Here is a 26,890-nt window from a genome sequence, read left to right as displayed (position 1 = left end):
AAGAGGACTTGACGGTCGTTCGGGCCGGCGCGCTCAGCGCACCGCGAGCAGGTCGCGCGGGTTGGCCACGAGAATCCGCCGCACGTCGTCGTCGCCGAGGCCCCGCGCCTTCAGCAGCGGCACGAAGGCGGTCAGGACATGGCTGTACGGCAGGTCGTTGGCAGGGTGCCCCTTGGCCACCCCGGTCGCGCTGGCGGAGAGCAGGATCCGGTCGCCGAGACCGGCCTGCACGAGGACGGCGACCAGGGCGGCGCGCTCGGCGTCGGTGAGGTGCTCGGCGTCCTCGGTGCCGACGTGGTCGAGCGCGACGTAGGCGCCGCGGCCGGCGACCTTCGCGGGCGCGCCGGCGGCTACGGCGTCCTTGCGGTCCAGCCCGCCGACGACGACCCGGTCGGCCGGCAGCTTCTCGTCGAGCACGATGTCGAGGTCGTGGACGGCGTCCGCGCCGTACCGGATGGAGACCGCGACGCTGGTGGCGAGGGCGGTGCGGGCCGCGCCGCGCAGGAGGCTCTCGTCGGTCGCGGTCGTGCCGGTCCGCGTCGCGGCGGTGGCCACCAGGCCGGCGGGGCCTCGGCGCTCCACGCGCGGGACCACCATGCCCTCGGTGATCTCCTGGGTGAAGAGGTCGGCGAACTTCTCGGCCGGCCACGGCGTCGGCGGGTTGGTCTGCGGCGTGAGGAAGTACCCGCCGAGCAGTTCCTCGGGGCCCTGGCCGGTCGAGGCGACGATGTGCACACCGGTCGTGCGGGACAGGGTTTCGTACAGCCGGACGTCCCGCCCGTGGAACATGCCGGTGCTGTCGACGATCGTGCCGCCGCCGTGAGCGCGGAAGTCCCTCAGCTTCGCGGCCAGCGTCTCGAAGATCTCGGCGCGGTCGAGGGTGACGTCGAAGGCGTGCTCCGCGCCCGGGAGCACCGACAGCAGCGCCTCGTGGACCGAGACGACGCCCAACTGCTCGGCCGGCACCGGGCCCAGGACGGTGTTCACGGTGTTGCTGTTCACGCTCATGACTGCCTCACGTGTCCGGTGTGGGGTGCGGCGGTGCACCCTGTGGCTGCTGTCACAGTAGCCATTCGGTTTACATAGCGTCAATGAAACGAACACCACGAAAAAACACTGCACAGAGGGTTGCATGGAGGGGGAAAATCAGAGCACGAGGAACACGGCGGGGATGACGCATGAATGGCGTGCATGTGACGCCATGTAAATCATTCATTTGATCGATGTGGTGTCGGCCACTTCACTGAGGGCCATGAGCACTCCGCCCACCTCCGACGTCGACCTCTTCGCCGACGAGGTCGTCCTGGACCCCTGCCCCGTCCACGCCGAGCTGCGGGAACAGGGCCCCGTCGTCCACCTGCCGAAGAACGGCGTCTACGCGCTGACGCGGTACGACGTCATCCGCGGCGCGCTCGCGGACTGGGAGTCGTTCTCCTCGACCTCGATCGCTTTCAACCCGATGGCCAACCAGGCGCTGACGGGCACCTCGCTCGCGTCCGACCCCCCGGTGCACACCCGGCTGCGCGCCACACTCACCGAGAACCTCTCACCGCGCGCCCTGCGCGGCCTGAAGGGCCGGATCGAGGCGAAGGCGGACGCCCTGGTCGCCGAACTCGTCGAGCAGGGCTCCTTCGAGGCCGTCGACGCACTCGCCCGTGCCTTCCCGCTGGAGGTCGTCGCGGATCTGATCGGCTTCACCGGTCACGTACGCGACAACATGCTGCGCTGGGGCCAGGCCGCCATGCAGGTCCTCGGCCCGATGAACCAGCGCACGGCCGAGAACTTCCCCATCGCCGGGGAACTGTACGCCTGGTGCTCCGAGGTCACGGCCGACGACCTGGCCGAGGGCTCCGTGGGCCGCGGCATCTTCGACGCCGAGGCGCGCGGTGCCATCCCCGAGGGCACGGCCGGCCACATCATCCACCAGTACCTGGGCGCCGGCGTCGACACGACCGTCGCGGCGATCGGCAACGTCGTCGCCCTCTTCGCCGCGCATCCCGACCAGCTCGACCTGGTCCGCGCCGAACCGTCCCTGATACCGGGGGCGTTCAACGAGGTGCTGCGCTTCTGGTCTCCCGTCAACGTCTGGGGCCGGCTCGCCACCCGGGACGTCGACGTCGAGGGCACCGTCATCCCGGCGGGCGCGCAGATCGCGGTGCTGCTCGGCGCCGGCAACCGCGACCCCCGGCACTACGACGACCCGGACACCTTCCTGGTCGAACGCAACCCGGTCGACCACCTGTCGTTCGGTTACGGCCCGCACGGCTGCGCGGGCCAGGGGCTCGCCCGCCTGGAGGCCCACGCCGTGATCGAGGCACTCTCCCGGCGCGTCAAGCGCCTCGTCGCCGGCCCCGAGGTCCGTGTCCCCAGCAACATCACCCGGAGCATCGAGGAGCTCCCCGTCCTGGAGGTGATCCCCGCATGAAGATCGTTCTCGACCGCCCCCGGTGTGAGGGCCACGGCCTGTGCGAAGAGGCCGCCCCGCAGCTCATGCACGTCGACGACGACGGCGAGCTGGTGCTCGACCGCGAGGAGATCGACGAGGCCGACGCCGCCCTCGCGAACGCCGCCGCCCGGGTGTGCCCGGTCGCCGCGCTGAGGGTCGAATGAGCGCCGGCACCCTGGAACGCGTCGTCGTCGTGGGCAACGGGATCGCCGGGCTCACCGCCGCCGACACGCTCCGCGAGGCCGGGTTCGACGGCGAGCTGACCGTCGTCGGCGACGAGACGCACCCGGCGTACAGCCGCCCCGCCCTGTCGAAGGCGCTGCTGCTCGACGGCGACGACATGTCCTCGCACGCGCTCCCGCCGCCCGGCCACGGGGCGACCGAGCTGCTGGGCGTGCGCGCGACCGGGCTCGACCTCGATCGGCGGCTCGTCACGCTCGACGACGGCACCGCCCTGCCGTACGACCGCGTCGTCCTCGCCACGGGCTCCCGGGCGCGACGGCTGTCCGGGTCGCCCGACGAGGTCACCCTGCGCGGACTGGACGACGCGCTGACACTGCGCCGCCGCCTGGCGGACCGGCCCTCGGTCCTCGTCGTCGGCGGCGGCCCGCTCGGCATGGAGATCGCCTCGGGCTGCCTGGCCGCCGGCTGCCGGGTCACCCTCGTCTCCCAGGGGGTGCCGCTGTCCGCCCAGCTCGGTCCGCACCTCGCCGGTGTCTTCGCCGCCGCAGCGCGCGACCGGGGACTCACCGTCGTCGAGACCCGCGGGGCCCGGGTCGAGGGGCGTGCGGGCGACGCCCGGGTCGTGCTGGACGACGGCGCGGTCCTCGATGCGGAGGTCCTGCTCACGGCCGTCGGCGACGTGCCCAACACGGAGTGGCTCGCCGGCACCGGTCTCGTCGTGAACGGCGCCGTCCCGGTCGACTCGCGGGGCCTCGCCCGCCCCGAGGTCGCGGCCGTCGGCGACCTCGCCGCCTTCCCCACCCCGCGGGGCCTGCGCCGCATCCCCCTGTGGAGCAGTGCCATCGAGCAGGCGAAGGCCGCCGCCCGGGCAGTCGTACACGGCGAGGACGCGCCGCCGCTCGCGTTCCAGCCGTACTTCTGGACCGAGCAGTTCGGACTGACCCTCAAAGCGGTGGGACACCTGCCGGCGGCCGGGGAACCCGCGTACGCCGACGGAGAGCCCGGCGGCGGACCGGCGTTGATGACCTGGTCGCAGGAGGACGGCACCACCACGGCCGTGGCCCTCGACTACCGCATCCCCATCCCCCGGCTGCGTCGCATGACCCGGGCGGCCGCGTAGGGTCTCGGTCCATGAGCAGCGACGTGGAGGGCACCCCGGCTTCGGGGCTGGACCGGCTGGCGTCGGTCAATCTCAACCTGCTGGTGCCCCTCCTCGCGCTGCTGGAGGAGCGTTCGGTGACCAGGGCGGCGGAACGGGTCGGGCTGTCGCAGCCCGCCATGAGCCACGCCCTCACCAGGATGCGGCGTCTGCTGGGCGACGAGCTCGTCGTCCGGCAGGGCAGCGGCGTCACGCTCACCCCACGGGCGCTGGAGCTGATCGCGCCGCTGCGCAGCGCGCTGCAGCAGACGGCGCAGATCGTCGACTTCCCCTGCTTCGAACCCGCCACGGACGAGCGGGTCATCACGGTCGCCATGACGAACAGCACGGCGTTCGTCATCGGCCCCCGGCTGACGCGGCTCGTCGCGGAGCGCGCGCCGCGCGCCACGCTGCGCGTGCGGACGATCACGGTGCCGACCGAGGCCACCTTCACCGAAGGGGGTGTCGACGCCGTGCTGATCTCCGAGGGGCACTTCTCGCCGTATCCGCGCGAGCGGCTGTACAACGACCGCTGCGTGGTGGTGGCTTCGCCGGAAACCCCGCCGCAGGCGAGTGCGCTCGATCTGCTCACCACCGAGCCGCACATCGTGGTCGACACCGACCGGCGGGTCTTCCCTTACTCGGTGCTGGAGGACAAGGGGATCCCCTACCGCGTCGGCCAGTGGATCTCCGACTTCCTGCTGGTGCCGTTCCTCGTGGCCCGCGCCGGCGGCGTCGCGCTCCTGCGGTACCGGGTCGCCGCCACCATGCGGACGCTCGCCGACGTGCGGATCGAGGAGTTCCCGTTCCCGCTGCCCGGGCTCGGCATCGACATGGTGTTCAACCCGCGCCTGTCCGACCGGTCCTTCGTCGCATGGCTCCGGGCGCTGCTGTTCGACGCCGCGGCCGAGATCTGAGACCGGCCCGGCTCGCGGCGACGGTCAGGTCAGGTCAGGTCAGGTCAGCAAGCGCACCCAGCTGGTGCTGAGCTCGTCGAGCATCTGCTCGCGCGTGAGCTTCCAGTCCGCACCGTCCCAGTGCTGGGCGACGTAGTCCAGCTCGGCCATCGCCAGTACACCCCGGAAGCGGCGCTGATGGGGGGCGAAGCGCCCGGCCGCCGTCAGTCCGTCCTCGATGTCGCTGATGGCCTCCTCCAGCCATCGCTCCACCAGGTCGACAAGTTCCGGATCGACCGCCGCGGCATCCCGGCCCACGCGGATGATCGGCCGGATCGCCGGCCAGCTGTCGGCGGTGCGCCGCAGCCAGGCGGTGATCGCCTCCGGCGTCCCGTCGGCCACGGTCGCGACCAGGCCCTGGGCCGTGGAGCCGTGCTCGGGGGAACTGACGCGCTGCAACGCCTCGTTGAGCTGCTCGTCGATGAGCGCCTTCATCAGCTCGCTGCGGGAGGGGAAGTACGCGTAGAACGTCACCCGGGTGGTGCCCGCCGCGGTCGCGATGTCGTCGACCGTGGTGGCGGCGTACCCCTTCGTCTTGAACAGCTCGAGTCCCGACTCCAGCAGCAAGCGGCGCGTCATCTGCTTCTGCGCCTGTCGAAGGTTCGCCATGCCGGGATCCTAACGCGCCGCCGCACGGCGACCGTACACACCGGCTCCGCGCTGCACAGCCAGTACATTTCCTTGACGAGCTATAAGGCAGGTGGGGGCGGCCGGTGCCGGGCGGCGCACGGCACCGGCCGCGGCTCAGTCGAGCAGGCCGACGGAGAGCCGCTCGCGCAGCTCGGCCACCGTGATGCCGTACGTCTCCCGCACACGGACCCCGTCCGGGCCGGGCTCGAAGACACCGTGGTCGGTGTAGACGAGGCTCACGCAGGCGGCGCCGGTGAGCGGATACGTGCACGCGGGCACCAGCTTGGGGGCACCGTCCCGGGTGAACAGCCTCATCATCACCAGCACCCGCCGCGCCCCGACGGCGAGGTCCATCGCTCCGCCCACGGCCGGGATGGCGTCCGGGTCGCCGGTGTGCCAGTTGGCCAGGTCGCCGTGGCGCGAGACCTGGAACGCCCCGAGGACGCACACGTCCAGGTGACCGCCGCGCATCATCGCGAAGGAGTCCGCGTGGTGGAAGTACGCCGCCCCGGGCAGCTCGGTGACCGGCACCTTCCCGGCGTTGGTGAGGTCGGTGTCCACCTCGTCGCCCACCGCGGCCGGCCCCATGCCGAGCATGCCGTTCTCGGTGTGCAGCACGATCCCGGCGTCGGCCGGCAGGTGCTCGGCGATCCGGGTCGGCTGCCCGATGCCGAGGTTGACGTACGCGCCGGGCGGGATGTCGCGGGCGATGCGGGCCGCGAGCTCGTCGGTGGTGAGCGGCCCCCGGTCGGCGTGCTCCACGGGGGCTGCGGGGTGGGTCGTCGTCATCAGCGGGCTCCTTGCACGGTGAGCCGGCGGGCCTCGGCCCGGACCAGACGGTCGACGTAGATGCCCGGGGTGACCACGGCCTCCGGGTCGATCTCCCCCGCGGGGACGATCTCGGTGACCTGGGCGACCACGGTGCCGGCCGCGGTGGCCATCACGGGTCCGAAGTTCCGGGCCGTCTTGCGGTAGACGAGGTTGCCCATGGTGTCCGCGCGATGCGCGGAGATCAGGGCCACGTCCCCCTTGATCGGGTGCTCCAGGACGTGGGCGCGCCCGTCGATCTCCCGGGTCTCCCTGCCCTCGGCGAGCGGGGTGCCCACGCCGACGGGGCTGTAGAAGCCGCCGATGCCCGCACCGGCGGCCCGCATCCGCTCCGCCAGGGTGCCCTGCGGCACCACCTCCAGCTCCACCCGGCCGGCCCGGTACAGGTCGTCGAAGACGTAGGAGTCGCTCTGCCGGGGGAAGGAGCAGATCACCTTGCGCACCCGTCCGGCCTTGAGCAGCGCGGCCAGGCCCACGTCCCCGTTGCCGGCGTTGTTGGACACCACGGTCAGGTCGCCGGCGCCCTGCCGGATGAGGGCGTCGATCAGGTCGAACGGCATGCCTGCCAGGCCGAACCCGCCCACCAGGACCGTGGAGCCGTCCTCGACGCCGGCCACGGCCTCGTCGGGCGTGGCGGCGACGGTCGTCGCGCTCATCGTCCGCTCACCTCGCCGGTGACGTTCTCCAGCACGACGGCGAGGGCCTGGCCCACGCCGATGCAGATGGCCGCGACGCCCCAGCGCTCCCGCCGCTCGCGCAGCACCTTCGCCAGGGTGGCGAGGAGCCGGCCGCCCGAGGCGCCCAGCGGATGGCCGATCGCGAGGGCGCCGCCCCGGGTGTTGACGATCTCCGGGTCGATGCCCCAGGCGTCGACACAGGCCAGGGACTGCACCGCGAACGCCTCGTTCAGCTCCACGGCGCCGACGTCGCTCCAGCCGATGCCGGCCCGGCGCAGCGCCTTCTCGGCGGCCTCCACGGGCGCGTAGCCGAACATCTGCGGCTCGACGGCGTGCACGCCGCGCCCGGCGATGCGGGCCACGGGGTCCAGGCCGATCCGGTCGGCGGCCGCGGCGGTACCCAGGAGCACGGCCGACGCGCCGTCGCTGAGCGGGGAGGCGTTGCCCGCTGTGATCGTCCCGTCCGGGCGGAACGACGGCTTCAGAGCCGCCAGCTTCCCGGGGTCGGTGTCGGGGCGGATGCCCTCGTCGCGGGCGAGCCCGTCCACGGGCAGGACCAGGTCGTCGTAGAAGCCCACGTCCCAGGCGCGCGCGGCGAGCCGGTGGGAGCGCACCGCGAAAGCGTCCTGCCGCTCCCGGGAGATGGAGAACTTCTCCTGGAGCAGTTCGTTGCACTCCCCCAGCGAGACCGTCCACTCCTTCGGCATCACGGGGTTGACCAGCCGCCAGCCCAGCGTCGTGGAGACCGCCGTGACATGACCGGCGGGGAAGGCCCGGTCCGGCTTGGGCAGCACCCAGGGCGCCCGGGTCATGGACTCCACTCCGCCGGCGACGACGACGTCCGCGTCGCCGGACTCCAGGGTGCGTGAGGCGGCGATCGCCGCGTCCAGGCTGGAGCCGCACAGCCGGTTGACGGTCGTGGCGGGCACGCTCACCGGCAGCCCGGCCAGCAGCACCGCCATCCGGCCGACGTCGCGGTTGTCCTCGCCGGCGCCGTTGGCGTTGCCCCACACCACGTCGCCGACGGCGGCGCGGTCCAGGTCCGGGGCCCTGTCCAGCAGTCCGCTCAGCGCGGTGGCGGCAAGGTCGTCGGGCCGCACCCCGGCGAGGGCACCGTTGAACCGGCCGAACGGGGTGCGGGCCGCCGCGTAGAGATAGGCGTCGCTCACCGTGCGCCGCCACCCCCGACGGGCACCGGACCCTCGACGGCCGCCGAGGACAGCGGGATCGGGGCGAACATCGCCGGCTCCTCGTCCGGCGTCAGCGCGGTCGGGCCGTACAGCCAGTCCACGAACGAGTAGTCGTAGGTGTCGCGTGCGCGCAGCAGCACGTTGCGCTGCTCGCGGGCCGTCCCGTCGAGGTGCCACAGCTCGCCCCACTTGCGGGAGGTGCTCAGCACACGGCGGCAGTGCTCCGGGCGGACCGCCTCGTAGGCGGCGAGGGCGGCGTCCCAGTCGACCGTGCCGCTCCCGGCGCGCTTGCGGGCGACGTGCTCGCCCAGCACCCAGCCGTCCTCGATCGCCATGATCGCGCCCTGTGCGATGTACTGCAGCGGCGGGTGCGCGGAGTCGCCGAGCAGCACGATCCGGCCGTGCACCCAGTTCATGATCGGGTCGCGGTCGAACATCCGCCACCACTTGTCCCGCCACATGAACGGCAGGCCGTCCTGGACGAAGCCGCAGGTCTTGGCGAACGCGGCGTCCAGTTCGTCGGGTGTGCCCCAGTCCTCCTGCCCGGCCAGCGCCTTGGGCGACTCGAAGACGGCGACCTGGTTGAGCAGCTCGCCGCCGCGCAGGCCGTAGTGCACGAAGTGGCAGGCGGGACCGACGTACACCACGACCTCGCTGAGGTCGACGGACCGCACCCGCGGCAGCTCGGCGGGCACGGTGCCGCGGTAGGCGACGTACGCCGAGGAGACGGGCTCGTCGTCGACGAGCAGTGTGCGGGCGAGGGAGTGCAGCCCGTCGGCCGCGATCACGACGCCGGCCTCGTGCGTCTCGCCGGAGGCGAGGATCACGCGGGCGCCGCCGTCGGTGTTCTCGTACGAGACCACCTGCGCGTCGGTGATCAGCTCGACGCCGGCCCGCTCGCACGCGCGCAGAAGCAGGCCGTGCAGGTCGCTGCGGTGGATGACCAGGTACGGGTAGCCGTAGCGCTTCTCCAGGTCGCGCAGGTCGAGCCGGGTCAGCTCGTCGCCGTCGACCGCGTCGCGCATCACCATCGCGTCCGGGACGACGCCGAGGCTCTTGGCCTCCTCCAGGAGGCCGTAGTCGTCGAGTATGCGGGTGCAGTTCGGCGCGAGCTGGATGCCGGCGCCGACCTCGCCGAAGGCGGGGGCGCGTTCCAGCAGGCGGACGCTCAGGCCCTGGCGGTACAGCGAGAACGCCGCGCCGAGGCCGCCGATGCCGCCGCCGACGACGATCACATCAGGGTGGGACATGGGGTGCACTCCTCTACAGCCACGGGCCGAGCTCGGGGGCGTCGGCGAGCGAGTGGGGACGGCCGGCCAGCCAGGCGGCGACCTCGGGCAGCGGGCCGTCGGGGAGCTCGGTCAGCCCGCGTTTGGCGCTGATCTCGGCGACCAGGGCGGTCAGGAAGCCCTTCGGGAGGTCGTCAAAGGTGACGACGCCGGTGCCGAGGTCGACGGCGTGGACGCACGCCTCGCGGGCGCGCATCCACGGGAGCTCGGTGGCGGGGACGGTACGGCCCTGGGCGGTGACGACCTTGTGCTGCCACTGCTCGTCGGTGAGCCCGTCCAGTCCCTCCGCGAGCCGGTGCGCGGAGCCGGTCAGCCAGGACCGCAGCTCCTCGGCCGACAGGGTGGGGCCCTTGGCGATACCGGCGGCGCGCTCCTCGGCGGAGACGTACATCGGCGTCTCCTCGCCGGTGGCCGCCCAGTGCACCAGGTTGCACAGGGCGTCGGCGTTGGCGGCGACGTGCGCCACGAGGTGCCCCCGGGTCCACTCCGGCAGCACGCTCGGGGCCGAGAAGCCTGCCTCGTCGAGGCCCGCGACGGCGTCGAGCATCAGCTCGGTGCCCGTGCGGGCCCACGCGCGCGCGTGGGCGAAGGTCCGCGTGACCTCGGTCATTCCGCAACCACCTTGTTGGTGCAGGCGCCCAGGCCGGCGATCTCGGTGACGACGGTCTGGCCGGGGAGCAGGAACACCTTGGGGTCGCGGGCGTTGCCCACGCCGGCCGGGGTGCCGGTGGCGATGATGTCGCCGGGGCGCAGGGTGATGACGGTGGAGATGTACTGCACCAGGAACACCGGGTCGAACAGCAGCGTGCCGGTGTCGTCCTGCTGCATGACCTGTCCGTCGACGACCGTCTTCACCTTGAGCGCGGGGCGGACGCCGCCGATCTCGTCGGGGGTGACGACGTAGGGGCCGACCGGGGTGGAGGCTTCCCAGATCTTGCCCTGGGTCCACTCGATGGTGCGGAACTGCCAGTCGCGCACCGAGATGTCGTTCATGACGGTGAAGCCGGCGATGGCGTCGACGGCCTGCTGCTCGTCCGCGCGGCGCACCTCCTTGCCGATCACGACGGCCAGCTCGACCTCCCAGTCGAGCGCGTCGGTCTCGGCCGGCTTGACGATGTCGTCGCCCGCGCCGAGCAGGGTGTCGGCGAACTTCGGGAAGAGGGTCGGGTAGTCCGGCAGCTCCCGGCCCATCTCCTTGATGTGGTTGGTGTAGTTGTGCCCGACGCAGATGATCTTGGACGGGTTGGGTACGACCGGCGCGAAGTCGGCACCCTCGACGGGGTGGGTGGTGCCGGAGGCGGAGGCGGCCCTGGCCTGCCAGTCGGCCGCGGCGAACAGCTCACCCAGGTCGGCGTACCCGAGATCGGTCAGGAGGTCGCCGTCGAGGCGGACCGCCCTGGTGCCGTCGGCGGTGCGGATGGTGGCGAGCTTCATGATCAGGCGTCCTTCTGGGTGCGGTTGAGCCGGAGCGCCTCGAAGACGGGCGCGTCGGAGAAGCGGAAGAGGTCGAGGGCTCCCTCGTCGGAGTCGGTCGTGCCGGCCTCGGACCGGGCGGCGAACGGCTCCCAGGACGGGACGACGAACAGGTCGCCGCGGGTCACCGTCCAGGACTTGTCGCCGACGGTCACCACACCGGAGCCGTCGAAGACCTGGTACACCGACGAACCGGTCTCGCGCACCGGCGCGGTCTCGGCGCCACGGGCGATGCGGTGGAACTCGGCGCGGACGGTCGGCAGGACGTCGGCGCCGTCACACGGGTTGGAGTAGCGCACCGCGGCGTGGCCGGGCTCGACGGTGCCGCCGAAGCCCTCCTTCTCCAGCAGGAGCTGGTCGCGCAGAGCGGCGTTGGTGTACTCCCACTTGTAGGACAGCAGCGGGCTGCCCGGCGTGGCCGGGGCGGTCGACAGCGGGCGCAGGCCGGGGTGGCCCCACAGGCGCTCGGAGCGCGAACGCTCGGGGGTGATGCGCTCGGCGTCGCTGATCTCGTCGCGGCCGAACTCGAAGAACTGCGCCTCGGTGACGTACTGGAAGGGGATGTCCAGGCCGTCGATCCACGCCATGGGCTCGGAGGTGGCGTTGTGGTGGGCGTGCCAGTTCCAGCCCGCCTGCGGGAGGAAGTCGCCGCGGTTCATGGGCACCGGGTCACCGCCGACGACCGTCCACACACCCGAACCCTCGACCACGAAGCGGAAGGCGTGCTGGGTGTGCCGGTGCTCGGGGGCGTCCTCGCCGGGCATGAGGTACTGGATGGCCGCCCACAGCGTCGGGGTGGCGAAGGGCCTTCCGCCGAGGGAGGGATTGGCCAGCGCGATGGCCCGGCGCTCACCGCCGCGGCCGACGGGGACCAGGTCTCCGGCCCGGCCCGCCAGCTCCCGCAGCCGCTCCCAGCGCCACAGGTGCGGCACGGCGCGCGAGCGCGGGTGGGCCGGCATCAGGTCGCCGATCTCGGTCCACAGCGGGACCAGCAGCTCCTGTTCGAAGCCCCGGTAGAGCTCTTCGAGCGCCGGGGTGACCTCGGGCTGCCCCTCCGCGGCGACGGCCTGGAGCCGGACCGGGGAACCCGTGGCGGTGTCTTGGGCTATGGAGGTCTCAGTCACGCCATCAGCGTGCGCCGCGTCTGGTGAGAGAACATGGAGATTCTGGAGAGCAGAATCAGAGGGACACCATGGACAAGCCGCTGAAGACACCGCCGCCCTACCCGATCGCCAGCGTGGACCACGCGCTGCGGGCGGCGACCATCCTGCAGATGGAGGGCGGCGCCACCGTCTCGCAGATCGCCGAGCGCCTCGGCGTCGCCCGGTCCACCGCCCACCGGATCCTGGCGATGCTGGTCTACCGGGACTTCGCCGTGCAGGACGAGGACCGCGTCTACCGCGCGGGACCGGTGCTGGAACTCGCCGCGCACTCCCAGTCCCTGGTCTCGCGGCTGCGCGCGGCGGCCCTGCCCCACCTGCACCGGGTCGTCGACCTGCTCGACGAGACCGCGAACCTGACGGTGCGCACCGGGGACACGGCCCGGTTCATCGCCAGCGTCGAGTGCCGGCAGGCCCTGCGGGTCGGCTCCCGGGAGGGCATGGTCTTCCCGGCGCACCGCACCACCGCGGGACTGCTCCTGCTCGCCGACCTCGCCGACGAGGAACTGGACGAGGTGTACGCCCCCGAGCGCTACCGCGACCGCCCGGCCGACCGCCCGGACCTCGCCCGCCTGCGCACGGAACTGAAACGGCTGCGGCGCAACGGGTTCGCCGTCAACAGGGAACGGTCCGAGCGCGGTCTGGTCGCCGTCGGCGTACCGGTGCGCGACCGGGACGGCACCGCGCTGGCCGGCCTGTCGGTGTCGATGCCCAGCGTGCGCTACGACCCGCACCGCCTTCAGTCCCTGGTCGCCGCCCTGGACGCCACGGCGCACGCGCTGGAGAAGGACCTGGCCGCGCAGCACTGAATCACGACCGGACAACAAAGCGAACGCGTACCTTACGACAACACTGCTCACCTTAGTTAACGAACAAATCATTGACGTGACGTAAAGCGAGTGTCATTCTCCACGGAACCGCGCCCGACTCGCGTCGTGCTTCGCTCTCCCCACCGCGTACGCAGAGCCGAGCCCTTCCACGCTCTCCGGGCTCCCGTTTCCGGGATGCCCTTCTTTCCCAGCCAGGGAGAACAGCAATGACGCTCAACAACGGGACGACGACGTCCCAGGGCCCAACCGCGGGGGCCGCCCGGACGCCGGGCTACGCGGGAACACTGGCTGCCGCCTGCGGCGCGGTCTTCGTGGCCCAGGTCGCGAACGCGCTGCCGGCCTCGCTCCTCGGACTCCTCCAGGAGGACCTGCGCACGCGCGGATCCCAACTCACGTGGATCACCGCCGCGTTCATGATCGCCGTCGTCTGCTTCGAGTTCACCTTCGGTGTCCTCGGTGACCTCTTCGGACGGCGAAGACTCGTCGCGGCCGGCACGGCCCTGGTCGCCGTGGGCAGCACCGTGGCCGCGCTCGCGCCCACCGTCCAGGTGCTGTGGATCGGCGCCGCCCTGAACGGACTGGGCGCCGGCGCCATGTTCCCCGGCTCGCTCACCGCGATCACCGCCGTCACCCGCAGCATGCGGGAACGGGCGCACGCGGTGGCACTCTGGAGCGGCTTCCTGTCCGCCGGCGCCGCCGTCTCACCTCTGCTCGGCGGCATGTTCGCCAAGGTCGGATCGTGGCGCGGTTCCTTCTGGGTGCTCGTCGGACTCGCCCTCGTGAGCATGGTGCTCACCCTGGTGCTGGTCACGGAGTCGAAGGCGCCCGAGGGCCGCAAGCTCGACGTAGCCGGTCAGATCACCTTCGCGCTGGGGCTCATCCTGGTGCTGTACGGCGCCGTCGAGGGGCCCGAGTCGGGCTGGACCACCCTCCCCGTCATACTCGCCCTCGCCCTCGGCACCTGCTTCCTCGCCGGTTTCGTCGTGGTGGAACTGGGGGCCGAGTCCCCGATCTTCGACCTGAAGCTGTTCCGCAACCGGGCCTTCACGGTGTCGTCCGTCGTCGCGGTCATCGGCATGCTCGCCTTCCTCGGCGCCTGCTTCGCGATGAGCATGTGGATGGGCCCGGTGCAGCACCAGGACCCGATCCGCGTCGCGATCCTGTTCCTGTTCCTCCAGGGACCCGCCTTCCTGCTCATCCCGGTCGTCTCGCGGCTGCTCCACCGGGTCGCCGCGTCCTGGCTGCTGACCTCTGGATTCGTCCTGATGGCGATCGGCTGCCTGCTGTTCACCCGCCTGGACGTGACCGATCCCCGACTCGGCCCGTTCGTCGCGCCCGCCCTGCTGATCGGCATCGGTTTCGCCCTCGCCGTCAGCTCGGTGACGGCCGTGGCACTGAACAGCGTGCCCCTGAACCTGGCGGGCATGGCCAGCGCCACCACCAACATGCTCCGTGACCTGGGCTTCGCGCTCGGCCCCGTCGTCGTCGGCGCGGTCGCCCTCAGCAACGCGGGGTCGGCGTTCACGCAGAACCTGTCCGGCGCGGACCTGCCGGCCGGCCAACTCGCCGCGGCACGCGAGATCGCCGCGGCCGGAGGACCCATCGCCGTGAACAGCGTGCCGCCCGGCGCCCCGGGGTCCGCGGCGCACGGCCTGGCCCTGGATGCCCTGGGCAACGGTTTCGGCACCGCGTTCCTGGTGTGCGGTGTGGCAGCCGCCGTCGCCGCGGCCCTGGCCGCCTTCGGCATGATCGGGGTCCACGCCCGCCGCTCCGCAGAGGACGGGGCGCCCGTACCGCCGGCCCCCGGAAGCGACGGCAGGGCGGAATCGGCCCCCACCGTCCTCCATCCCTGACCTCAGACGCTTCTGGGCGTCACCGGCACTGGTCGAAGCGCACGGCCCCGCCGCACACCGGGGAGCGGTGGACACGGGGCCGTGCACACGGCCTGGGCCCGCTTCTCCGCCCGACCCGCCTTCAGCCGTCGGTAGCAGGCGAGTCGGCGTCGCGGCGCAGGCCGACGGCGGCGAGCAGGGCGCCCACGACGCACAGGACGGCGGTGACGAGAACGGCGGCGTGCACACCGTTCATGAAGGCGTGGCCGCTGCCCTCGACGACGGCGGCCCTCAGCTGCGCGGGCATGCCGTCCGCGACGGGTGCCACGCCCATCGCCACGGCGTCCTTCGCCTCCTCGAAGCCATGTGCCGCGGAGGCCGGCACCCCGGCGCCGGTCAGCTCGCCGACGAGCGTCGCGCCCACGCGGCTGCTGATCAGCGAGATCAGTACGGACGTGCCGAGGGCGCCGCCGATCTGCAGCGCGGTGGACTGCAGGCCGCTCGCCACACCGCCGTCCCTGACGGGTGCGTTGCCGACGATCGCGTCCGAGGACGCCGACATGACCATGCCCACACCCAGACCGAGCAGCACGAACGGCGGCCACATGGCCGCGTACGAGGAGTGCGCGTCCCAGGTCAGCATCCACAGGGACGCCACCGCCTCCAGCAGCATGCCCAGCGGCATGGACAGACGCGCGCCGAACCGCTCGGTCAGCGCCGCGCCCAGCGGTGCCGCGACCACGGAGGCGAGACTCAGCGGCAGGGTGCGCACGCCCACCTCGACCGGGGGCAGGCCCCGGACGTTCTGCAGGTACAGCATCAGGAAGAAGATGACACCGAGCAGCACGAAGAAGTTGATCGCGGTGACGAGGGTGCCGATGGTCAGCGCCGGGCTGCGGAACAGCCGCATGGGCAGCAACGGGTGCCGGACACAGGTCTCGTACCAGCCGAAGAGCACCAGCAGGACCAGTCCGGCGGCGAGGGATCCCAGCGTTCCTCCCGAGGTCCAGCCCCAGGTCTCGCCCTTGATCACACCGAAGACCACCGCCACCAGACCGAGCGCGAGCATGATCACGCCGGGGATGTCGAAGCGGTGGCGGCCGGTGGAGTCCTTGCTCTCCGGCAGCACGAACGCGCTGAAGACCAGGGTCGCGACACCGATGGGCGCGTTGATGTAGAACACGGACTCCCAGTTGACGTGCTCGATCAGCAGGCCGCCGACGATCGGTCCGAGCGCGGTCGAGCAGGAGGCCACCATGGCCCACAGGCCCACCGCGGTGCCGAACTTCTCCGGCGGGAAAACCGCTCGCAGCAGGCCGAGCGTGTTGGGGATCAGCAGTGCGGCGCAGAGTCCCTGCAGCGCGCGGAAGACGATCACGCCTTCGACGGAGCCGATCAGGCCGATCATGACGGAGGTCACGACGAAGCCCGCGACTCCGGCCGTGTAGTACGTGCGCCGCCCGAACCGGTCACCCAGCTTGCCGCCCAGGATCAGGGCGGCGGCCATGGCGATGAGGTACGAGTTGGTGACCCACTGGAGGTCGGCGGTGGACGCGTGCAGGTCCCGGCCGATCTCCGGGTTCGCGATCGAGACCACGGATCCATCGAGGTTGACCATGAAGAGTCCGATCGCGACGGCGATCAGCGTCAGCCACGGATTGGAGCGCGGGCCCCGCTCGGCGCCCGGAGGCGACGGAGCGTGCAGGGTGGAGTGGTCCACGGAGGTGGAGGGCATGCGGGTGCCTCGTCTGTGATGAGAATGTCGAATATCGACAAGTCGATGAGATGGATCCGAGCCCTCGGCACAGGCGGAGGTACGGCGGCGTTCGGCCACCGAGGCGGGAATCGCGGCAGGAGAACGGCCGGGTCGAGGTGCGCACTGCGCACGGGACCGGGCGTTCTCGCCTCTGAACCGGTGCCGGAAGGTCAGTCGGCGGAGCGGGAGCGCCGGGTCAACGCCAGCAGCGCGCCGCAGGCCGAGCCGAGGGCGTCCTGCTCCCCGTCGGTGAGGGTCTCCAGCAGGCGCGCCATGTGGGCTTCCTTCAGCCCCCGTGCTTCGGCGAGCCGCTCCGCGGCCAGGGCCGTGGGATGCAGATGAGCGACCCGCTTGTCGACGGCGTCCCGCCTGCGCTCCAGCAGCCCCAGTTCGGTGAGCTGGGAGACGAGGGCGCTGACGTTGTTCGACTTCATCAGCAGGGCGTCCGCCGCGTCACGGACCGTGATGCCCGCACGCTCCTCGACAAGCCGCAGCAGAGTGAGCTGCCCCTCCGGCAACGTCGGATACGGAAAGTCCTGAGCCACCCGCCGCTCGAGCACCCTGTTCAGCACAGGCAGAACCGCCACGAGCACAGAGGCCACGTGGTCGTTCTGCGAGCCGGAGGGGCTGGGGTCGGGCACGCGTCGACTATAGGTATGCCAAGATACCTATGTCAACATACAAAACTTTGTCTGATCCGAGCCGGCCCGGCACAGCAGTCGGCCGCCCCCCATATCGACTCAGGGACCCCTCAGGCCCGGCCGCTGAGGACCTCGCGCTGTACCGGGAGAAGTTCCGGCGGCGTCTGCCGGAGTCGCTGGACGAGTTGCACGGCCCGGCTCAGGGGGTCGTGGAGCTGCCACTGCACATGGCCTGGTCGGGGATGACCTCGTACGACCTGGGCAAACCTCGCCAGCGCATGGGCCTGTACCGCACCGTCCTGCACGAGGGCCTGCGCGACGACCTGCCCCGCTATCTCAACCGGGACCTGCTCCTCCAGCTGTGGCCGGTGCTGCGCACCCTCGTCGGCCGCACCGTGTGCACCGTATGGGAGGACGCGTTCCCCCAGCTCGCCTCCCGCACCCGGGCAGCGGCGTGACGGACATGCCGGAGCTGCACACGCGGCTCCTGGCGGATGTGATCGCGCTCGGCTCCCCGTACCCCCTGGTTCTCACCGGCGGGTACGCCGTGCGGGCGCACCGCCTCGTGAACCACCCGAGCCAGGACCTCGATGTCGCCACCGAGAACCCGGCGCCCATGGCCGACATCGCGACCGTGCCGATTCACCACGCACAGCACGCAGATCCCCAGGTCAACGCCGGTTACTTCGCCGGCTCCAGGATCGCCACGCACTCCACGTGATGCGTCATCGGAAAGGTGTCAACCTGAGTGAGTCATGGAAAAGACCAGGTCAGAGCAGCTTTCTCGGCTCGCTGAGCAGCGTGAGGGCGCCCAGAGCGTCAAATGAGCGTCACGACTGGCCGGACGCACCCGCCCTCGGTACGGCAGGCGCGTCACCTTCATCAAGAGCTCTACGGATCTTGTCGCTTTCTGCGGGACGACTGCGCGGCGCCGGTGTTCCTACTCCTCCGTGGCAGCGTGGGAGCGTCGGCCGGAGAGCTCCTCTCTGCGGTGAGTGGCCTTACGGCGTGCGGCTCACGCCCCTCGATCCCCTCGGTCCCGGGGATAGGGTCGGTCTGTAGTGGTGCGGGAGCAGAACGCCGGGCGTTGTCCGGGACGGGCAGGACGTTCCGACGCTGCAACTCGGCGACGCTGACCAGCGGTGACATGAGAACACGGTCGAGCAGCTCATTCTGCGCCGGCTGCAGCTCGACCAGATGCCACAGAACGGACAACACGTACTGGAGTTCCTCACTCCAGGCAGGTAGCCACCGCTCGGGCCGGATGTGGTCCAGCTGGCTGACGGCTCTGCGAGACGGCGGTCCCGTCCTGCGTTTCAACCAGCCGTCGAGAACGTTCTGTCCGCTGACCTGGTAATCCCGCATTTGCTGAGTCACCGCACCGAAAACTCCTTGACCGAAGTGGAGTTCCAGACGGTCGGAGTCATAGACGAAACTCTCGGGTAGTTCGTCCCTGCCGACCTGTCTCCGATACGTGATCGCCAGCTGTGCGGTCGTCCAGACCTCCTGGGGTCCGCCGGGCCTCCCCGCCACGGGGTCCACGAGTCTCTCTCCGAAGGTGGAGGCCCAGATCACCTTCCGCCCGATGTGCAGCGCCTCCGACCACAGCGTGGCGTCACCGGTGAGCGGTACGCGGACGCCGACGGTGGTGAGTTCGTCATCGAAGCGGGACCGGAAACCAGGGTGGGCCGTGATCGCGGCGATGTACGCGAGCAAGTCCTCGGCGGTGACAGCCAGACCGCCGAAGGAGTTACGAAGGTGCTGGAGAAGGCCGGGGGTCACATTGGGGGTGCCGTCCTTCTGCAGGAAGGGGATCACCCTGCCACCACCCCAGCCGGCGAAGTGATGCATGTCCGGCATCAGCGCGGTGAACAGCGTGGCGGGGCCGTCACCGAACCGTTCTGAGTGCAGCTCCACGATGTGTATCTGGCCCTCGGCCCGGTTCTCCCACAGCTCCGGCGAGCACCTGTCAAGGACTCTGTTGTCCGGGATGATCCACTGCCGATCGAAAGGGCGGAAGGCCACAGGCACCGGTTCCGGACACTCGGGACCCGCCTCCAGCATCGACCGCCTTCGCTGTGCCGATCCCGGGAGCGACTTGACCGGCCGGTCGATGTTACGGCCGCCTTTGGTCTCCCTGAACAAGGCACGCTTCTCGGCCAGGTCCGTCTCGGCGGTTAACCTCCGCCACCGGGAGCGCAGCGTATCGGGGTCCGCGGAGTAGACCCACGTCCGCTTGGGCAAGATGCCGGGCACTGTCCATGGCAGCAGATCATCCAATGCGGGAAACGTATCCCATGCTCCGATGGCCGCAGGCGTGAACGGAGCATGGGCATCCTGACGCACCGGGCGCCACTGGTCACTGTCCGGCCCGAGAGTCTCGAGCTGCGCGTACTTCTCCTCACGAGTGCTGCCGTCCAGGGCGACGTACCTGATATGGGCAGGTTCGGTGTCAGCTCTGCTGCGGACGAACACGGCGATCGTCAGTTGCTGCTGAACGCCCTCGAAGAGGCGTGTCCGTAAAGGTGGCTGGATACCCTCCGGGCTGAGATCGATGATCCAGCCCTCGGAACAAGTCTCACGCAGGTATTTCCTCATCCCTCGGAAACCGGGCCCGCTGAGGAAGCCCGCGGTACTGATGAAGGCGACGATTCCGCGGTCCGACTCGGAACGGTGCTGTTCGAAGACCTTGAAAGTGGCCCAGCGCCAGAAGTAGACGTACAGGTTTTTGAGCTTGTTCTCGTGTACTCCGTTTCTGCCACCGAGGCGGAAGGCATCGAGCAGGGGTGCTTTGTCATCCCCCTCGCGCCCTTTCTCCACCCAGCCGCCCTCCCCCTCGGCTCTCTCCCGGTCCGGGGGGTTACTGATCATGACAGTGACCTTCTGCTCGCGCTTGATCCAGTCCGCCTTGCGGGTGTTCTCGACCAGAGGATCGCCATCGGGCAGGAACGTGAAGAGCGTGGCCCTCTCGTAGGGGTCTGCGAGGGTGTCGGCGAGATGGAGCCGCAGATCGCCGAGTTGAGTGTCGGTGACTTGCTTACGGAGGGTCTGGGTGATCCTCATCTGGGCGACCGCGTAGGCGGCCATCTGACGCTCGAAGCCGATCAGCCGGCCCGCCAGCTGTTCCACCGCTTCGCCGCGGAAACCCTCCCCGCGGCGGGAGCGTTCTTCGGCGACCCTGTCGATAATCTCGCTGAGGAATGTGCCGGTGCCCATGGCGGGGTCGACGATCGTCACCTGCTCGTCGGCGAAGCCCTCCACACAGCCCAGGCGGGTACGCAGGACTGCGTCGGTGAAGCGAACCATCTCCTTCACCAGACGGGGCGGGGTGTAGTACGTGCCGGAGCGTTTACGCAGATCGCGGTCGTATTCCTGGAGGAAATCCTCGTAGAGATGAACGTGGGCGTCGGGCGTCCGTGCTCGGATCGCCTCCCAGTCGACAGCGTCGATGACCTGCACGAGCGTGTCGATTCGGCGGGCGAACTCGGCGTCCACCGTCTCCGTCAGCAACTGCAGGGCTCGACCCATGACCGTGTTCTCTGCCTTCAACTCATGTGCAACATCAACGAAGTTGCGGTCGGCGAGCGGTACGTTCTCGATACGGGCCAGCAGCAGGGCGAAGGCGATCGTCTGGGTGTAACGGTCGGCGAAGAGGTGATCGGGGTCTTGCCCATCGGTTGAAGGGAAGAGCACCCTGCTCCAGTGGTGTGCCAAGGCGGTGAACGGCTTGGGGACAAGCCGTGGGCTGCGAGTACCGTCTGGCGTTCTGCGTTCGAGGGCGAGTTGCTCCAGCACCTCCTCGCGCAAGTACTGACACAGCGGAGCGATAGACGACACCAACTGGCCAACAGTCGTGATGTGTCGGGGCTGCCACCCGAGAAATTCCCGCAACAGATCGCGAAACGCCGCTCCGTCGGCTGCACTGGTACGCAACCGGCTGCCGGACCGGTACAGATCACCTTCGAGCCGAACCGTGCGCAGTGGCCGCGCCCCGCCTCGGTACAGGCACCAGGTGTGACCGTTGCTATACAGCACATTCGGCAGTCGACGCATCAGCTCCCACTGCTCCCGGTCCCGCTTCGTGAAGCCGTCAGGCGTGACGTCGTGCCCCGGGGCCTTCAGCTCGAGGAACCCGGTGATGCGCCCAGATGTCTCCACCGCGTAATCCGGACGCACCCGGGCCTCGGGCAAGGAATACTCAGGATGAAGGCGAGGACGCAGCTTCCAGCGCGCCCCGAATGTCTCCACCAGCTTCGCCACCGGCAGGCTGATGGACGCCTCCGTGTCGCTGACCCGCAGACGCTCCCTGCACTCGGACCCAAAGTCCGACACGAGAGTCCGTATCCACTCCTCCGGCACCTTGTCCCCTCCAAGCTGTGGACGCGGGCTGTGGATCACCGCAGACACAGCTTGTTGGAGGCGAAAGGATCGGCTCAGTGCGCACGGGGGGGCGCGCGCGGGCACGGACGGCGCGTTCCGTAACCGCTGGGAAAAGAGGGACGGTTGTTAGTCGGGAAGAGACGTCCAGAGCCTCCTTGACCGCCCCCTCAGGCGGGAAGGCGCTCTCGGGACGCCATTCCCGATTTACTACCGCGGTGCTGGAATTCTTCCTTCATTCCGTCACCGCAGCGATTCACAGTGTGCGAATCACCGAAGGCGAGCGGCCCCTCTGCCCCGCCTCTCGAAAGTCCTACAGATGCTTGCCGCCATACGCATTAACTAACCCGCTGGACGGACGGCTCCCCGAGGACGGGACCAGCGCCCGGCGGACTGCCAGGAGTCAGCACCGCTCACGGAATAGCAGACTGCGGCAACCAGCTCACCAGGAGATCCACCCCCCGCTCGCTCCGGACGCCAACTCGCTCATCATGTCACTCGCAACGTCTCCGGCCGCCATAATGGAGTCATGCCCTCCAGCCCACAGCACCCCGCACCCACCCCAAGGGACGTCTCGGGAGCGGACGCCGAGGACCTCGCGCTGTACCGGGAGAAGTTCCGTCGCCGTCTGCCGGAGTCGCTGGACGAGCTGCGCGGGCCGACACACGGTGTCGTGGATCTGCCGCTGCACCTGGCCTGGTCCGGGATGACCTCGTACGACCTGGGCAAGCCGCGCCAGCGTATGGGCCTGTACCGCACCGTCCTGCACGAGGGCCTGCACGACGACCTGCCCCGCTACCTCAACCAGGACCTGCTCCTCCATCTGTGGCCAGTGCTGCGCGCCCTCGTTGGCCGCACCGTGCGCGCCGTATGGGAGGACGCCTTCCCCGAGCTCGCCTCGCGCACCCGGGCGGCCGCGTGACGGACATGCCGGAGCTGCACAAGCGGCTCCTGGCGGATGTGATCGCGCTCGGTTCCCCATATCCACTGGTTCTCACCGGTGGATACGCCGTGCGGGCACACCGCCTCGTGAACCGCCCCAGCCAGGACCTCGATGTCGCCACCGAGAACCCGGCACCCATGGCCGACATCGCCGCCACGCTGCGCGCCGGCCTGGAAGCCCGCGGCTGGAAGGTGCACGCTTTGGAGACCGCCCCGCTGTCCGCCCGCTTCACCGTGACCGACCCGGCCACCGGACAGGAATGCGAAGTCGACATCCTCAAGGAGATCTTCTGGCGGCCGGTGGCCCGGAGCCCGTACGGCCCCGTCCTTGCGGAGGAGGACGTGATCGGGACCAAGGTCCGCGCCCTCGCCGACCGCGGAGCGCCCCGCGACCTGATCGACGTGTTCGCAGCCTCCCGCCGCTGGACCAATGCCGAGCTCGAAGAGTTCGGCCGCCGCCACGCCCGCGGCCGCTTCGAGCGCGAGGATCTGCAGGCGAACCTCACGGGCGCCGAGTGGACCGACGATGAAGCCTTTGCCGCCTATGGGATTGATGACGCCACGATCACCGCTCTCCGCGCCTGGGCCGTGGAGTGGGCCGCCGACCTTGCGGCCCGTCTCCTCGAAGAGTCCGATGATCCGCACATCGACTGATCACGTCCGGATGAGGGCTCGCGGTGAGACTGCGGGGCTTGCGCGCTGAAATCCGCCGTACCGTACAGTGCCAGGGTGGTCACCATGAGTGCCCACAGATCCAAGGTGCCCGCCGGGGCCGGCTACAAGTGCAGTCCCACATGGTTCACGATGAACCGCTTCTCCTCGGAGTCGAGGGCGAAGTAGATGCGTCCGACCTCACTGGGCGAGACGGCGTCCCGGACCTTGATGTGCGGCAGTCCGTCCCAACGCTTTCCGTTGAACATGAAGTAGCGCTTGTCCTTGTCCTTGCTGAGTTTCTCGTCGTTGGGCGCGAATTTCAGTCCATGGTTGTCGTAAAACCACTGGACCAGCCTGGGCATCCTGCCGGAATTGGAGTACAGGTCCGTCGCAGCCTGCGTGAGGGCGGTCAGCCGGTCGGTCATCTCCTGGGGGTACGGGTAGCGGGAGTCCTTCCAGGCGCGCGCCGCTCTCGCCGTGAACACGATGTGCTCCTCCGATGCCTTGGCGAGAGCTTCGAAAGTGGGTACGGCATCCGTTCCCAGAGGAGGGATCTCGCTCCAGGCGTCGAATGTGGCCGTCCGCCCGCTCCCGCCCTTCGACAGGTTGAGGTACTCGTTCTTCCAGTAGTCCCGGTCCTGACGCAGGGCCCCTCAGCGGTGGCGGCATCGGCTCGCGCCTTGTCGCGTTCCTCCATGCAGCTCTGTGCCATGTCCTCCCAGGATGTGGCGTCCTCTTCGAGCTGCCGGACACGTTTCTGCAGCGCTTCGAGCTCGGCGGTCGTGTCTCCGGCGGCCTTAGCGCGCGACAACTGCTCCGCGGCCCTGCGTGCTCCCGCGCGGTACGACGCCTGTCGCGCACGCGCCCACGCCGTGTCACTGCCGCGGGCGATGACAGAGAGGTGGGCGAGCGATGGCATCAGCCACCGTTCCACGAAGGACGTCTGAGACACCTCCTCCCGTGAGTAGGCGGGGTGCTCCAGGCCGAGGTCGGGCCAGACCAGCCGGGCGCCACCGCTGGGTACGGCCACCTGCTCGTGAGCCCGGCGGACGGCCTGTGCGGTCACGTAGTTCAGGGTCACCACCTGGGCCAGGCCCGCGAGTTGTCCCGAAGCGTCGGCCGCCGCGCTCCATCCCGTCTGGTCCCTGGGGTGCATCAGGAGAATAGGGAGGCGCGTGCGCAGCGCCAGGACGTCGAGGAGTACGTCAGCGTGACTCTCCTCCCGGATCCTCTCGTATCGCCCCGTGGCGAGCTGGCTCAGCACCCGCACTTCGAGTTACTCGTCGCCGAGCACTGCCCGCAGCAGGTTGGGGCGCTTGAGCGGCGGATCCTGCACCGGCGCTATCCAGCCGTCGGGGATCTCCCTGCCCATGACGATTCTGAGCCCGCCGCCTTCCCCCGACTGGGAGACCGTGACCCGGGTGACAAACTGGGCCGGTCCCGTAGACAGCGGCTGGTGGATGGTCATGCGCAGGGCGCGGGTGAGTTCGTCGCCCGCCACGGTCCAGCTCACTGTGCGGTCACCATGGCCGGGAATCTTGCCGGCGAGCACCGCCCGGCCATCCCTGTCGAGTTCGGTCACCGACGGTGCCGGTACACGTCCGTGGTGGCCGAGCCAGTCGGCGAGATGGCCGCGAAGGCTCTCGTAGACGTGGCCCGGCTGCTCCTGGGCGGACCGGATGTCGAAACTGACGGCATACAGCGCCTGCACGGCGGCTCCCCTCACCCCCGATGCCCTGTGCGACGACCGTTTCCCCCTCGAAAGCGGTCAGGGCACCGCTCGGAGAGCAACCGTAATACCCCACGCCCAGGTCGGTAATGCCCTGGGCGTGGCTTCGGGGCCGACCGTCCGGTCAACCGAACGCCATAGCTGCTGGCCCCGACGGGCCGGATGAAACAGGGCGCCGTAGTGCACTCCGCCCAGACCGTCTTGCCGGGCCGGGGCTGTCGTGTACGCCCCAGTCGGCGGCGAGCGCATCGACAAGGAGCAATCTGTGGCATCCGCCCTCGTCCGGATCGGGAGCCGGTCGCGCCAGCCGGGCGGGGTGAATATCGGTCAACTCGATTCGGACGACGCCCAGACTCTCGTCGTGGGAAAGGGGCGGGGCTAAGCACCGCCCGGGACGCGGCGGTGGAGGACGAGGTTCGCGGCGAGTTCGGCGACGACCAGGACGACCGTGTCGTGTGCCTCGGTGCCGTGCGAGTGGCCCCCACCCGGTTACTGACTTTCGAACTCCGAGAACTGAGCTGCCCGGTGTGGTGCGAGATACCGAGATCATCCCGCGATGGCCCCAGTAACGCCCAGAGCCCCGAAGCGAGCGTCAGCCGAGCGTCAAGATTCCTCGACGGAACCCCTGAAAGCGCCGCCGAAGCGACCGTCTGCCTCAAGAAGTCGCAGGTCAGGCAACCTTCAAGGATCGATCCATCCATTCGGCCCGCTGCATGGAGAGGAACAGGTCGGTCGACCCACCTGCGACAAAAAGCCGCAGGTCAAGCGCCCTTCACGGCAGGCTCAAGAATGGCCACGCACTCCACGTGCGAGGTCATCGGAAACAGGTCGAAGGCCCGCAGCGTCCGCACCCGGTAGCCGCCCTCGCGGAAGTACGCCAGGTCTCGGGCCAGGGCGGCCGGGTCGCAGGCCACGTAGGCGATGCGGCGGGCGGCGAGGGAGGTGAGGTGGGCGACCGTGGTGCGGCCGGCGCCCGCGCGGGGCGGGTCGAGGACGATCAGGTCGACCTCGGTGATGCCGGTGCGCGGCAGGACCGACTCGACCTTGCCCTGCTCGATGCGCACGCGCGGGAAGTCGGCGAGGTTGTGGCGGGCGTCCTCCACCGCGCGCTTGCCCGACTCGATGCCGAGCACCGCTCCCTTGTCGCCGACGCGGTCGGCCAGGGCGCCGGCGAAGAGGCCGACGCCGCAGTACAGGTCGAGGGCCATGTCGCCCTTGCGGGGCAGGAGGCCCTGCATGACCGCCGTGACCAGGGTGTCCGCCGCCTTCGGGTGGACCTGCCAGAAGCCGCCCCCGCCCACGCGGTGGGTGCGGCCGTCGGCGCGTTCGCGGACGAACGGGCGGCCGTGCACGCGGTGGACGCCGCCGGTCTTCTCGTCGATCCGGAGGACGGAGACCGGCTTGTCCAGCTCCACCAGCGGCAGGCGGGCGCCCGGGCGCGGGGTCAGGATCACCTGGCGGTCCTGGGAGCCCGTGGCCGCGATCGCCTCGACGGACTCCATGCCCGTCCAGTCGCGCCGCTCGATGCCCAGCTCGCTGACGCCCTCCGCCGCGATCATGCAGTGGTCGATCGGCTCGACCTCATGGGAGCGGTGGCGGCGCAGGCCGGCCTTCCCCGTGGCGGGGTCGACCGCGTACTGCACGCGCGTGCGCCACTGCGGGACCTCGCCCGCGGGCAGCTTGTCGCCCTCGGCGGGCATGACCGTGCCGTCCCAGCCGGCCTCCTCGGGCGTGAGGCCCGCGAGCCGCTTCAGCTGCTCGGCGATCACCTCGCCCTTGAGCCGGCGCTGGGCTCCCGGCTTGGCGTGCTGCCAGTCGCAGCCGCCGCAGCGGCCGGGTCCGGCGTAGGGGCAGGGGGCCTCGACGCGGTCCTTGGAGGCGTCGATGATCCGTACCGCGTCCGCGCGCAGGAAGCGTGCGCCCTCCTCGCCCTCGGTCACCCGGGCCACGACCCGCTCGCCGGGCAGCGCGTGCCGTACGAACAGCACCTGGCCCTCGGCGGTACGGGCGATGCAGTGGCCGCCGTGGGCGACGGGGCCGATCTCGACCTCGTACTCCCGCCCCACCAGCGAGCCGCCAGGCTCCCGGCCCGCCCCCGAGCCGCCCGGCTCCGGTCCCACCTGCGAGTTCTTCGGTTCTGCCTGCATGGTGGGGTGACT

Annotated in this window: 25 protein-coding genes; 10 read left to right on the top strand and 15 right to left on the bottom strand. The window is 70.4% G+C overall.

Translation table 11 applies throughout. The annotated features are described in order from the left end of the window. Positions 1-33: 33 nt before the first annotated feature. Positions 34-1,008: a phosphotriesterase gene (locus ACIQMV_RS08215; protein ID WP_402591981.1), complete on the bottom strand. Its 975-nt coding sequence runs from the start codon at positions 1,006-1,008 to the stop codon at positions 34-36. A gap of 244 nt (positions 1,009-1,252) precedes the next feature. Here ACIQMV_RS08215 and ACIQMV_RS08210 point away from each other — a divergent pair, with 244 nt between their 5' ends. Genes ACIQMV_RS08210 through ACIQMV_RS08195 form a run of 4 tightly spaced genes read left to right on the top strand, consistent with a single transcriptional unit; the run spans position 1,253 to position 4,684 of the window. Further along, complete coding sequence (locus ACIQMV_RS08210) at positions 1,253-2,425, top strand: cytochrome P450 (protein ID WP_402591980.1); 1,173 nt, start codon at positions 1,253-1,255, stop codon at positions 2,423-2,425. Next, a complete protein-coding gene (locus ACIQMV_RS08205) occupies positions 2,422-2,610 on the top strand; it encodes a ferredoxin (protein ID WP_141357496.1) in 189 nt (62 codons plus the stop codon). The genes ACIQMV_RS08210 and ACIQMV_RS08205 overlap by 4 nt, the downstream gene beginning before the upstream one ends. Further along, a complete protein-coding gene (locus ACIQMV_RS08200) occupies positions 2,607-3,749 on the top strand; it encodes an NAD(P)/FAD-dependent oxidoreductase (protein WP_402591979.1) in 1,143 nt (380 codons plus the stop codon). Before ACIQMV_RS08205 ends, ACIQMV_RS08200 begins: the two co-directional genes overlap by 4 nt. Positions 3,750-3,760: 11 nt before the next feature. Beyond that, on the top strand, positions 3,761-4,684 hold the full coding sequence (locus tag ACIQMV_RS08195; RefSeq protein WP_402591978.1) for a LysR family transcriptional regulator: 924 nt from the start codon (positions 3,761-3,763) through the stop codon (positions 4,682-4,684). A 39-nt stretch (positions 4,685-4,723) separates the two neighbouring features. Here ACIQMV_RS08195 and ACIQMV_RS08190 read toward each other — a convergent pair whose 3' ends face one another. The 8 genes from ACIQMV_RS08190 to ACIQMV_RS08155 form a co-directional block, all read right to left on the bottom strand. Further along, positions 4,724-5,332: a TetR/AcrR family transcriptional regulator gene (locus tag ACIQMV_RS08190; protein WP_388478345.1), complete on the bottom strand. Its 609-nt coding sequence runs from the start codon at positions 5,330-5,332 to the stop codon at positions 4,724-4,726. 135 nt (positions 5,333-5,467) lie between these two features. After that, positions 5,468-6,142 (bottom strand): 3-oxoacid CoA-transferase subunit B, encoded by a 675-nt coding sequence (locus ACIQMV_RS08185; protein WP_401772839.1) that lies wholly within the window; start codon positions 6,140-6,142, stop codon positions 5,468-5,470. After that, positions 6,142-6,837 carry a 3-oxoacid CoA-transferase subunit A gene (locus tag ACIQMV_RS08180; RefSeq protein WP_402591977.1) on the bottom strand — a complete coding sequence of 232 codons (696 nt, stop codon included), beginning with the start codon at positions 6,835-6,837 and terminating at the stop codon, positions 6,142-6,144. The genes ACIQMV_RS08185 and ACIQMV_RS08180 overlap by 1 nt, the downstream gene beginning before the upstream one ends. After that, positions 6,834-8,027, bottom strand: a complete 1,194-nt coding sequence (locus ACIQMV_RS08175) for a thiolase family protein (protein WP_402591976.1) — start codon at positions 8,025-8,027, stop codon at positions 6,834-6,836. Before ACIQMV_RS08175 ends, ACIQMV_RS08180 begins: the two co-directional genes overlap by 4 nt. Next, the gene (locus ACIQMV_RS08170; protein ID WP_402591975.1) at positions 8,024-9,298 is read right to left on the bottom strand and encodes an FAD-dependent oxidoreductase; all 1,275 of its coding nucleotides are present in this window, start codon (positions 9,296-9,298) and stop codon (positions 8,024-8,026) included. Before ACIQMV_RS08170 ends, ACIQMV_RS08175 begins: the two co-directional genes overlap by 4 nt. 13 nt (positions 9,299-9,311) lie before the next feature. After that, positions 9,312-9,947, bottom strand: a complete 636-nt coding sequence (locus ACIQMV_RS08165) for a maleylpyruvate isomerase N-terminal domain-containing protein (RefSeq protein WP_402591974.1) — start codon at positions 9,945-9,947, stop codon at positions 9,312-9,314. Beyond that, entirely contained in the window at positions 9,944-10,771 is an 828-nt protein-coding gene (locus tag ACIQMV_RS08160) for a fumarylacetoacetate hydrolase family protein (protein WP_402591973.1), read from the bottom strand. Before ACIQMV_RS08160 ends, ACIQMV_RS08165 begins: the two co-directional genes overlap by 4 nt. 2 nt (positions 10,772-10,773) lie before the next feature. Further along, positions 10,774-11,934, bottom strand: coding sequence for a cupin domain-containing protein (locus ACIQMV_RS08155; RefSeq protein WP_402591972.1), 1,161 nt, complete (start codon positions 11,932-11,934; stop codon positions 10,774-10,776). Between the two features lie 68 nt (positions 11,935-12,002). Between ACIQMV_RS08155 and ACIQMV_RS08150 the strand changes: the two genes are divergently transcribed. Together ACIQMV_RS08150 and ACIQMV_RS08145 are read left to right on the top strand one after the other, a co-directional pair. Further along, positions 12,003-12,779 (top strand): IclR family transcriptional regulator, encoded by a 777-nt coding sequence (locus tag ACIQMV_RS08150; protein ID WP_141357514.1) that lies wholly within the window; start codon positions 12,003-12,005, stop codon positions 12,777-12,779. A 227-nt stretch (positions 12,780-13,006) separates the two neighbouring features. Next, entirely contained in the window at positions 13,007-14,653 is a 1,647-nt protein-coding gene (locus ACIQMV_RS08145) for an MFS transporter (protein WP_402591971.1), read from the top strand. 121 nt (positions 14,654-14,774) lie between these two features. Here the strand turns inward: ACIQMV_RS08145 and ACIQMV_RS08140 are convergent, their stop codons facing one another. Both ACIQMV_RS08140 and ACIQMV_RS08135 read right to left on the bottom strand, forming a co-directional pair. Beyond that, positions 14,775-16,367 (bottom strand): MFS transporter, encoded by a 1,593-nt coding sequence (locus ACIQMV_RS08140; protein ID WP_402591970.1) that lies wholly within the window; start codon positions 16,365-16,367, stop codon positions 14,775-14,777. A gap of 191 nt (positions 16,368-16,558) precedes the next feature. Further along, entirely contained in the window at positions 16,559-17,029 is a 471-nt protein-coding gene (locus ACIQMV_RS08135; protein ID WP_141357520.1) for a MarR family winged helix-turn-helix transcriptional regulator, read from the bottom strand. A 47-nt stretch (positions 17,030-17,076) separates the two neighbouring features. Here ACIQMV_RS08135 and ACIQMV_RS08130 point away from each other — a divergent pair, with 47 nt between their 5' ends. Both ACIQMV_RS08130 and ACIQMV_RS08125 read left to right on the top strand, forming a co-directional pair. Continuing rightward, positions 17,077-17,487: a hypothetical protein gene (locus tag ACIQMV_RS08130; RefSeq protein ID WP_402591969.1), complete on the top strand. Its 411-nt coding sequence runs from the start codon at positions 17,077-17,079 to the stop codon at positions 17,485-17,487. 5 nt (positions 17,488-17,492) lie between these two features. Then, the gene (locus tag ACIQMV_RS08125; protein WP_402592473.1) at positions 17,493-17,750 is read left to right on the top strand and encodes a hypothetical protein; all 258 of its coding nucleotides are present in this window, start codon (positions 17,493-17,495) and stop codon (positions 17,748-17,750) included. Positions 17,751-17,920: 170 nt separating this feature from the next. Here the strand turns inward: ACIQMV_RS08125 and ACIQMV_RS08120 are convergent, their stop codons facing one another. After that, complete coding sequence (locus tag ACIQMV_RS08120) at positions 17,921-21,289, bottom strand: type ISP restriction/modification enzyme (protein WP_402591968.1); 3,369 nt, start codon at positions 21,287-21,289, stop codon at positions 17,921-17,923. A gap of 646 nt (positions 21,290-21,935) precedes the next feature. Here ACIQMV_RS08120 and ACIQMV_RS08115 point away from each other — a divergent pair. Both ACIQMV_RS08115 and ACIQMV_RS08110 read left to right on the top strand, forming a co-directional pair. Then, complete coding sequence (locus tag ACIQMV_RS08115; protein WP_402591967.1) at positions 21,936-22,328, top strand: hypothetical protein; 393 nt, start codon at positions 21,936-21,938, stop codon at positions 22,326-22,328. Positions 22,329-22,333: 5 nt separating this feature from the next. Further along, entirely contained in the window at positions 22,334-23,002 is a 669-nt protein-coding gene (locus ACIQMV_RS08110; protein WP_402591966.1) for a nucleotidyl transferase AbiEii/AbiGii toxin family protein, read from the top strand. A gap of 122 nt (positions 23,003-23,124) precedes the next feature. On the opposite strand, the gene ACIQMV_RS08105 is transcribed toward ACIQMV_RS08110, so the two are convergent. The 3 genes from ACIQMV_RS08105 to ACIQMV_RS08095 form a co-directional block, all read right to left on the bottom strand. Further along, a complete protein-coding gene (locus tag ACIQMV_RS08105) occupies positions 23,125-23,487 on the bottom strand; it encodes a hypothetical protein (RefSeq protein ID WP_402591965.1) in 363 nt (120 codons plus the stop codon). 791 nt (positions 23,488-24,278) lie between these two features. Continuing rightward, complete coding sequence (locus tag ACIQMV_RS08100; protein ID WP_402591964.1) at positions 24,279-24,713, bottom strand: hypothetical protein; 435 nt, start codon at positions 24,711-24,713, stop codon at positions 24,279-24,281. A gap of 779 nt (positions 24,714-25,492) precedes the next feature. Next, positions 25,493-26,878 (bottom strand): class I SAM-dependent RNA methyltransferase, encoded by a 1,386-nt coding sequence (locus ACIQMV_RS08095; RefSeq protein ID WP_402591963.1) that lies wholly within the window; start codon positions 26,876-26,878, stop codon positions 25,493-25,495. Between the last annotated feature and the right edge of the window lie 12 nt (positions 26,879-26,890).

This window comes from Streptomyces sp. NPDC091412 (assembly GCF_044756885.1).
Lineage (GTDB): Bacteria > Actinomycetota > Actinomycetes > Streptomycetales > Streptomycetaceae > Streptomyces.
Note: the sequence above shows the minus strand (reverse complement) of the source record. Positions and strands in the feature narration are given on the sequence as shown.